The 7,678-nt window shown below is 37.5% G+C and carries 8 protein-coding genes; 1 reads left to right on the top strand and 7 read right to left on the bottom strand.

Annotated elements, in window-relative coordinates:
• Positions 1–167 precede the first annotated feature (167 nt).
• The 5 genes from ENL20_12020 to ENL20_12040 form a co-directional block, all read right to left on the bottom strand.
• Positions 168–656 (bottom strand): hydrogenase maturation protease, encoded by a 489-nt coding sequence (locus ENL20_12020; protein ID HHE39282.1) that lies wholly within the window; start codon positions 654–656, stop codon positions 168–170.
• 356 nt (positions 657–1,012) lie between these two features.
• On the bottom strand, positions 1,013–2,302 hold the full coding sequence (locus ENL20_12025) for a Ni/Fe hydrogenase subunit alpha (protein HHE39283.1): 1,290 nt from the start codon (positions 2,300–2,302) through the stop codon (positions 1,013–1,015).
• A complete protein-coding gene (locus ENL20_12030) occupies positions 2,299–3,084 on the bottom strand; it encodes an NADH:ubiquinone oxidoreductase (GenBank protein ID HHE39284.1) in 786 nt (261 codons plus the stop codon). Before ENL20_12030 ends, ENL20_12025 begins: the two co-directional genes overlap by 4 nt.
• Before the next feature lie 6 nt (positions 3,085–3,090).
• A complete protein-coding gene (locus tag ENL20_12035; protein ID HHE39285.1) occupies positions 3,091–3,978 on the bottom strand; it encodes a hypothetical protein in 888 nt (295 codons plus the stop codon).
• Positions 3,978–5,009 (bottom strand): hypothetical protein, encoded by a 1,032-nt coding sequence (locus ENL20_12040; protein HHE39286.1) that lies wholly within the window; start codon positions 5,007–5,009, stop codon positions 3,978–3,980. Before ENL20_12040 ends, ENL20_12035 begins: the two co-directional genes overlap by 1 nt.
• A gap of 344 nt (positions 5,010–5,353) precedes the next feature.
• Between ENL20_12040 and ENL20_12045 the strand changes: the two genes are divergently transcribed.
• The gene (locus tag ENL20_12045) at positions 5,354–6,625 is read left to right on the top strand and encodes a hypothetical protein (GenBank protein ID HHE39287.1); all 1,272 of its coding nucleotides are present in this window, start codon (positions 5,354–5,356) and stop codon (positions 6,623–6,625) included.
• 61 nt (positions 6,626–6,686) lie between these two features.
• Here the strand turns inward: ENL20_12045 and ENL20_12050 are convergent, their stop codons facing one another.
• Entirely contained in the window at positions 6,687–7,013 is a 327-nt protein-coding gene (locus ENL20_12050) for a hypothetical protein (protein ID HHE39288.1), read from the bottom strand.
• Positions 7,010–7,615, bottom strand: coding sequence for a hypothetical protein (locus ENL20_12055; protein HHE39289.1), 606 nt, complete (start codon positions 7,613–7,615; stop codon positions 7,010–7,012). Before ENL20_12055 ends, ENL20_12050 begins: the two co-directional genes overlap by 4 nt.
• Between the last annotated feature and the right edge of the window lie 63 nt (positions 7,616–7,678).

Genomic DNA, 7,678 nt, shown 5'->3' on the forward strand with positions numbered 1-7,678 from the left:
ACAAAAGGTCTGAAACCTACTCCCTGCACTATCCCGTTGATCAATATCCGATACATTTTCACCTCAAGAAAATCGATGTATTTCTTTTAAATGATGGTTTTTAAGTCAAGTGTGAATTATTTAAAACAAAGTGGATCAATAAAATCTAACTATTTAGAGTAAATTTATCAGCGTTCATTAGTAGTAAATTCCTTCAATCGGGTAACAATCTCATCTAATTTTACTGCGACGATCTCCGACAATTTCGGTTCATTAACAGACTTCAGGTTTTTCGGTTTGATCGCTAAAATATAAGATTCTTTTTGGGAACTGATCAGCAATTTCATATACAATTTGATGGGAATTTTATGAAAATGCTTATCAATATCTTCAATTTCATCATAAGAAAGGATTTTCAAATCACCGGATTTTCCCTCAAAATCAGAAACATCTACGAAAATCAGAATTCCTTTATCATTATTATTACAAAGTTCCAGAACTACTTCATCTTTATTATCAAATTCCGTAAAAGAATTTTGGAAGAGAGATTTAACCTTTTTTACAAACTCAATTCCAAAACCATCATCGCTGCGATAAGGATTTCCCATTCCCAGAAATGTTATCTCTTCTTTTTTATATTTGGATAAAATATCCTTCAGAAAATTTTCAAAATTCATTTTTTCTCAATTTTGATTGGACTTGACTCGCAACAAAGCGTGAGTCGAGAACAATCAATTAAAATTATCACAATCCTCGAATCATCAAGATAAATCGGGACGATCTAAGTCTTGCTCAAAATCTTGAACTGTCATTCCGAGAGGAGTCGAGGAATCTCTTATTATCATTGTAAAATCATCTTTCGCCTATGCTTAAGATGACGGGTTTTGACAATTTTACTCCCAAAAAATAAAAAAAACTCGCTCCCTAATCAGGAGCGAGCATTAATCTAATTCATATTTCTTAAATCAACAATTTTCCAAAATTTTCTGAAATAATCTTCAGTGAAATTCGGTGTTTTTCAGTGTTTAATAGACTATTTTTTAATCACATTAACCAGGTGAGTTGCACAACTGATGCAGGGATCGTAAGAACGGGCAATCTTTTCCAGTTCAAAACGGATCGCTTCGGTTTCCTGTCCGGCATTGTTCAGATTTTTAGCAGCGATTCCAATGTACTTTTCCATATCATCAAGGTTATAAGCAGTTGGTGTGATGATGTTGCAATCTATGATTTTTCCATCTCTGAATGTATAATCGTGAACTAACAATCCTCTTGGTGCTTCCACGAGACCGACTCCGCGACCATCCGATCTGGTTGGTTCCTGGATTGGTGTATCTTTCATTTCCAAAAGTTTATCAATGACAACCGGAATTCTTTCCAGACAATATATCATTTCGATAGATTGAGCGAGATTGTTGAAGAACGGATTGCGGTTCCAACGCCAGTTTCGATACTTGCGATAATACTCTCCAGCGTTTCCTTTCAACCTGTCTCCAAGATTGATTAGACGACCCAGAGCAGTTACGCTGAATGGTTTTCCTTTATATAAAGAACGTTTTGCAAATGAATGGGGAACTACTCGTTCGATCAGGTTTTCTTTATATTCCATTGCCGGAATTATAGTTCCGTCGGAAACGATGATGGAATCTCCCCAATAACCGAAAGAATTACTGTCATCAGGATTACAGCAGCCGAAAACTGTTTCTTCTTCCAGGTAAGAAGGAATTTCCAATCCGCCGACAATGTCGGTCGCAGCTGTTACGAATTCCATGAAACTTTCCGCAGTTGTTTTGATTTCCAGAAGTTCTGTTTTCGATGGGAACTTGCCATAACCGCCGGCAACAGCATTTTCACCGTGAATGAATTTGCCGTTGGTGATCTGCATAATTCTGTTTCCGAACTTTTTAAGATTCAAAGCCTGCATAACAATATCTTTATATTTATCGACCATGGCAATCACATTCGGATAACCCAGAAAATCAGGAAGAGCGAGAGCAAAAACATGCAAAGAATGACTTTCCACTATTTCACCCAAATGCATAAGTTCGCGTGTGTAGTAAGTCTTTTTTGTTTCCGGAATTGCCAGTGCGCGATCGCAGGCACGAACGGATGCATTTTTGTGTGAAACCGTACAGATTGCACAAATTCTTGGGGTAATGGAATTTATCTCTTGAGCAGTTTTTCCAACTGCCAGCGCTTCGATCAGACGAGGTCCTTCAAAGATATCCACATTGACTTTAGAGAGTTTGTTGCCGTCAAATTCTACAGTGATGCCGCCGTCACCTTCTACGCGAGCCAGATGATTAACTTTTATTGTTTTCATTGAACAACCTCCATAAGTTCATTTATTTTGGCAGTGATCTTGCCGCCCCCAAAAATACTGAATTTGCGGATAATATCATCTGCTTTGAAACCTTTCTCGACCATCAACTTCAATTCTGCGGTGTGATTTGCTTCGTCGATGATTCCCCAGCAACCTACACAACCTGTGTTGTGAGTTGGACAAGGAGCAGTGCATCCACCTTTGGTTAGAGGTCCTAAACACAAAATATCTTTATTTAGAAGACATTCGTTCTCTCTGAATTTACATTCCAGGCAAACCGGAGCATTTGTATAAACCGGCATATTTCCGTTGAGCAGTTTGGTGAATGCCATCAGCATTTGAGGAGTGCTGGGAGAACATCCGGGGATCGATACATCCACTTTCACGAAATTACTGATCGGTTGTGCTTCCATTGCTTTTCCAACCGTGAATTTCACATCTCCATAAACCTTTTTGAATCTTTCTGCCCATTTTCCATCGTCATTTGCCATGGTCTGCACACATCCATAATTCGCACATGATCCAAACGCAACGAGGATTTTTGCCTTTTTTCTTATTTCTAATAATTCTTCTTTTTGTTTTTCCGTATTTATCGATCCTTCCACAAGAGCAATATCAACTTCTGCTTCGTCATCATTATTGCTCATTGCTTCATAGAAAACTTTTATATCTGCTGCTTCAAAGAGATCGACAAGTTGGTCTTCACAATCGATGATCGCTAATTGACAGCCGGCACAACCGGTAAATCCATATACTCCGAGTGTTGGTTTTTTACTCATCATTTCCTCCTAAATCAGATCTTTCATATGAAGAACATCCCAGTAGGTAAATACCGGTCCGTCGATACAAGTATAAACATAATCTATGATACAATGTCCACACTTTCCAACACCGCATTTCATTCTTCTTTCCAGAGAAAGCAAAATATCATTCTTATACATTCCCAGTTCCAGAAGCTCTTTCACTACAAATCGATACATGACCGGAGGTCCGCACACAGCAGCTACTGTATTATTCGGATCGATCCCCTTGATAGATTTGAAAAGTTCCGTAACTCGACCTTTCTTAACTTTTTCTTCAAATCCTTCATTTTCATCATCAACGATCAGATGCAGATCGATCTGTTCGGATTTGAGAAGTTCAAAGAAATCCTCTTTGTAAAGCATATCTTCGACATTTCTGGCTCCATAAAGATATGTAAATTTTCCGAATTGTTCTCGATTATCCAAAATGTATAGAAGCAGAGATCTTAATGGAGCAGCCCCCAATCCACCGGCAACAATAATTATATCTTTTCCAGAGAATTTTTCCAAGTCAAAACCATTACCAAAAGGTCCTTTCAGTCCAATTAAATCACCATCTGTGAGTGAGAAAAGTTTTTCCGTAAATCTGCCGACTTTTCGAACTGCAAACTCGATGATCCCTTTTCTTGAAGGAGAAGATGTAATTGAAAAAGGAGCATCTCCTGCCCCGGGAATGGAAAGTGACATGAACTGACCCGGTTTATAATCAAGGTTTTCGTATCTGTAATCTTTGGTCGGAACAGTTTGGAAGAATCTCACATCCGGAGTCAGATCTTTCTTACTGATAATTCTCATCATCACGGGAACTTGTGTTTCATGATTATGTGCATTTCGAGAACCGTTATTATTGCAACTGCATTTATGTTCGTTCATTATTCTGCCCCCTTTTTCAGTTTTTCTGCGACTGTTCGGACATTAATATCTACCGGACAGGTAACAATACATCTTCCGCATCCAACACAACTCGGTGATCCGAAATGTCCGATAAATGCTTTTAATTTATGAGTGTACCAAAGTTTGAGCCTTTCGGATTTTGCTGCCCGAAAATTATGATCTCCGGCAGTTAACGAAAAATCTTTGAACATACAGGAATCCCAATATCTTTCCCGCGTTCCGGCATCTTCATTTAAGGCATTGTCTTCGATGATATTATAGCAGGTGCAGGTCGGACAAACCATCGTGCATTGACCGCAAGCCAGACATTTATCACCGAGTTCTTTCCAGAAATCAGCATCGTGGGAAAGTTCCATCAAGTCGGTAATACCTTCCAGATCAATATCATTAATAAATGCTTCTCGCTTGTCTTTACGATATTTTGAGTATTTTTCAGTGACATCTTTTGGCACATTTTCATTAAAAATCCCTATTCTTTGACCAACTCGCACAATATCATCACCGATACTGGTACCTATCCAAACAAGATAATAATCTTCCAGATCGATAAGTGCCAGATCAAATCCTTCCTGAACGATACTCGTTACTGTTTTATTGCAGAAACAGTATTCATCCGGCAGACAGGATGTTGCAACAATGATGAGTTTTTCTCTTCTGATCTTATAATCGGCATCGATATAATCGGTTGTGTAGAATTTATCCAGGATATTGAAAGCATGAACTCCGCAACTGTGCACACCGAATACGACTTTGGATGAAATTTCTTCTTCCGGTTTTTCATAACCTTTTGATGAGAAATTCAGGGTTGTAAATTTCGGGGGCATAAGTAGTTTTTTTTCCGGTAATATCGTCCGCGACGGATGATGATGAAAAGTTAAATCTGCAGCCTTATCGATCTTCTGATAAGTATAACTTTCATCTTCTTTTACCGGAGACCAAACTTCCCCAAATTTTGAAAGAACATCATACAATTTTTCCGTGTTCTTTTTCTCCAATTTGAGCACTCTCATAGAGAATCTCCTTTAATTTTGTTTTAAAAAAGCGACACAAATTGAGAATGCGATTTCAGTGTCAATTAAAATAAACCCAATTTTCCATAGTAAATTATTATAAAACATTAACCATCGAATTTATTCGATGGGAAGAGATTACTTATACACTCTCACTTCAGCCTAGTGCTATCCGCAAGCGGATAGCACTAGGCTGAAGTGAGAAATATTGTAAGATAGGCTTCGGAAAGTGAACCTGTCTTGATCTACGGATCGTGTAAGATTTTCCTTGCACGATTTTTTTGTTTTAATTTTTTTTCCTGTTATATTATCAAATAGTTTTATAGGGATAGAAAGGAAATATAATGATCATAGATTTATTAAATGATGTCTGGCAGACTTATCTCAAGATCGCTCCCTATCTCTTCATCGGACTGATAGTTGCCGGACTTCTCCATATCTTTTTCAAGAAAGATTTTATCATCAAACACCTGGGAAAAAATGACTTCCTCTCGGTTGTGAAAGCATCTGTTCTCGGTGTTCCGCTTCCGCTCTGTTCCTGCGGAGTTATCCCGACAGCCATGCACCTGCGTAAGCAGAAAGCATCGAAGGGAGCAACTCTCTCCTTCCTTATCTCGACTCCGCAAACCGGAGTGGACAGCATCATTGCAACTTATGGGATGATGGGACCCATCTTTGCGATCTTCCGTCCGCTCGCTGCTTTTATCATGGGAATTTTTGGTGGAATGATCACTAATAATCTGACAAAAGATGAGAAGGAAGATCGAGAGGATATTTCTCCTGCTTTCGAATGTGATACCTGCGAAATAACCGAACCTCATACACATTCATTCCTCGAGAAACTTCATTACGGGATGAAATATGCTTTCGTGGAATTCCTTGATGATATTTCTCTGCAGCTTGTTTTCGGAATAGTTCTGGCTGGAATAATTTCATTCGTTATTCCGGAAAACTTTTTTGCCAGATACGGAGGAGAAGGTTTTACCGGTATGCTGATCATGATCGCTTTCGGAATTCCGCTTTATGTCTGTGCAACAGCTTCTATTCCTATTGCAGTTTCTTTGATCATGAAAGGGATTTCTCCGGGAGCTGCTTTCGTTTTCCTGGTTGTTGGTCCAGCTACAAATGCGGCGACAATCGCATTGATCGGGAATGCTATGGGTAAGAAAATCGTGATAATTTATCTTTCTGTAATTTCCATTTTTGCGATTCTTGGTGGTTTTGCTTTGAATTTTATTTTTGATATTTTTGGGAGTGAAAAGAGCTATTCATTTATGCAGCATCATCAGGAAAATTCTTTAATTTTGAATATCTTATTAATCCTTTTTTCAATAATCCTATTGATGTCTTTATTTAGGAAATTATCAGCAAAAATAAAATACGGATCTCACAGAACGGAGGATAATGTGAGTGTTTCCGAAAACATAAAAATCTTCAAGATCGAAGGAATGACCTGCAATCATTGTGTTATGCATGTTACCAATGCCATCAAAGAAGTTTCCGGGGTGGAAGATGTGATTGTTAGTCTGAATGAGAAAAATGCGAAAATATCCGGTAATTTTAATCCGGAAGATATCCAGAAAGCAGTTGGGGAAGCCGGATATAAGATTGTATGACAAACAATCTTGTTTGACTTTCTTGGAACAATCCGTCAAAAGTCGGATTAAAAGTTCCGAGCTAAATTAAAAGGGCGGGTCTTCCAAAAATATCTATTATTTTGTGACAGTTACAGTTCTGGAATAAATAGAAATTTGACCTGTAAAAAATATTCATTAAAATATCTAACGGACTTTGCTCGGTCTTGATCTCATAATCCGTTGCTCCCGCAGCCATTGTTTTCGTATCGACAGTATTCAAAGGAACAAGACCAAACAGGATATACCATTGTCGGGCTTCGACAATTTCATAACTTTGCGGTCCACTGCCAACCGTATGAATGTGAGTTGAGCAGCCAACAACGATCAATAATGAAATCAGAGTTGCTGCAATAATCGCTTTTCTCATTTTTTCTCTCCTTCTTTTTCTTTATTTGATAACGAGCCAATGGAAGACTCGATTGCCCTTAAATTATCTTCATAAAATTTCATGGGAATGATATAATCTATTAAGAATGTTTTTTGTTTTTGAGATTGAATGATCAATTTCAGATTAATATTATCCTGGTCAAAAATCGATAACTGCATTATCTTGAAATCATTATATAAAAAATTACCTTCCTTGATAGATTTTTCCGAATTCTTTTTTTTGATCTCCAAAATGTAATCTTTAACAAAATTGCGGGAATGATAATTCTCTTCAAAAGTTGAAATAAAACAAAAACCTGAAATATCCTTATTCATAAAGACCTTCTGCAAATCGATATTTATCGAATCAGATATTGTTTCCGTATTTGCTTTGATAGATTCCATTAATTCGTCAGAAATAACCTTCCAGTTTTTGGGTGGTTTAAAGTCAATTTCAAGTTTTGAATTGGTGTATGTGCTGTCCAGAAGCAAGCTGTCAACATGGAAAATGATTTGATCTTTATCATTTCCCTGCTTTTTATTTGAACAATTGGTCAAAGCTAAAATCGACAATATTATCACAACTGTTCTTATAAATTTCATTTTTATTTAAACTCATGAATTTTATTTTTCTTGAGACGAAATCAATTGGTCAGAACATCACTA

It is taken from the genome of Candidatus Cloacimonadota bacterium (assembly GCA_011372345.1).
Lineage (GTDB): Bacteria > Cloacimonadota > Cloacimonadia > Cloacimonadales > TCS61 > DRTC01.

What these genes read in the sequence shown, in the direction of transcription:
- ENL20_12030 (HHE39284.1), bottom strand. Translation starts at nt 3,084, where the DNA reads ATGATGAGTAAAAAACCAACACTCGGAGTATATGGATTTACCGGTTGT.
- ENL20_12035 (HHE39285.1), bottom strand. Translation starts at nt 3,978, where the DNA reads ATGAACGAACATAAATGCAGTTGCAATAATAACGGTTCTCGAAATGCA.
- ENL20_12020 (HHE39282.1), bottom strand. Translation starts at nt 656, where the DNA reads ATGAATTTTGAAAATTTTCTGAAGGATATTTTATCCAAATATAAAAAA.
- ENL20_12025 (HHE39283.1), bottom strand. Translation starts at nt 2,302, where the DNA reads ATGAAAACAATAAAAGTTAATCATCTGGCTCGCGTAGAAGGTGACGGC.
- ENL20_12055 (HHE39289.1), bottom strand. Translation starts at nt 7,615, where the DNA reads ATGAAATTTATAAGAACAGTTGTGATAATATTGTCGATTTTAGCTTTG.
- ENL20_12040 (HHE39286.1), bottom strand. Translation starts at nt 5,009, where the DNA reads ATGAGAGTGCTCAAATTGGAGAAAAAGAACACGGAAAAATTGTATGAT.
- ENL20_12050 (HHE39288.1), bottom strand. Translation starts at nt 7,013, where the DNA reads ATGAGAAAAGCGATTATTGCAGCAACTCTGATTTCATTATTGATCGTT.
- ENL20_12045 (HHE39287.1), top strand. Translation starts at nt 5,354, where the DNA reads ATGATCATAGATTTATTAAATGATGTCTGGCAGACTTATCTCAAGATC.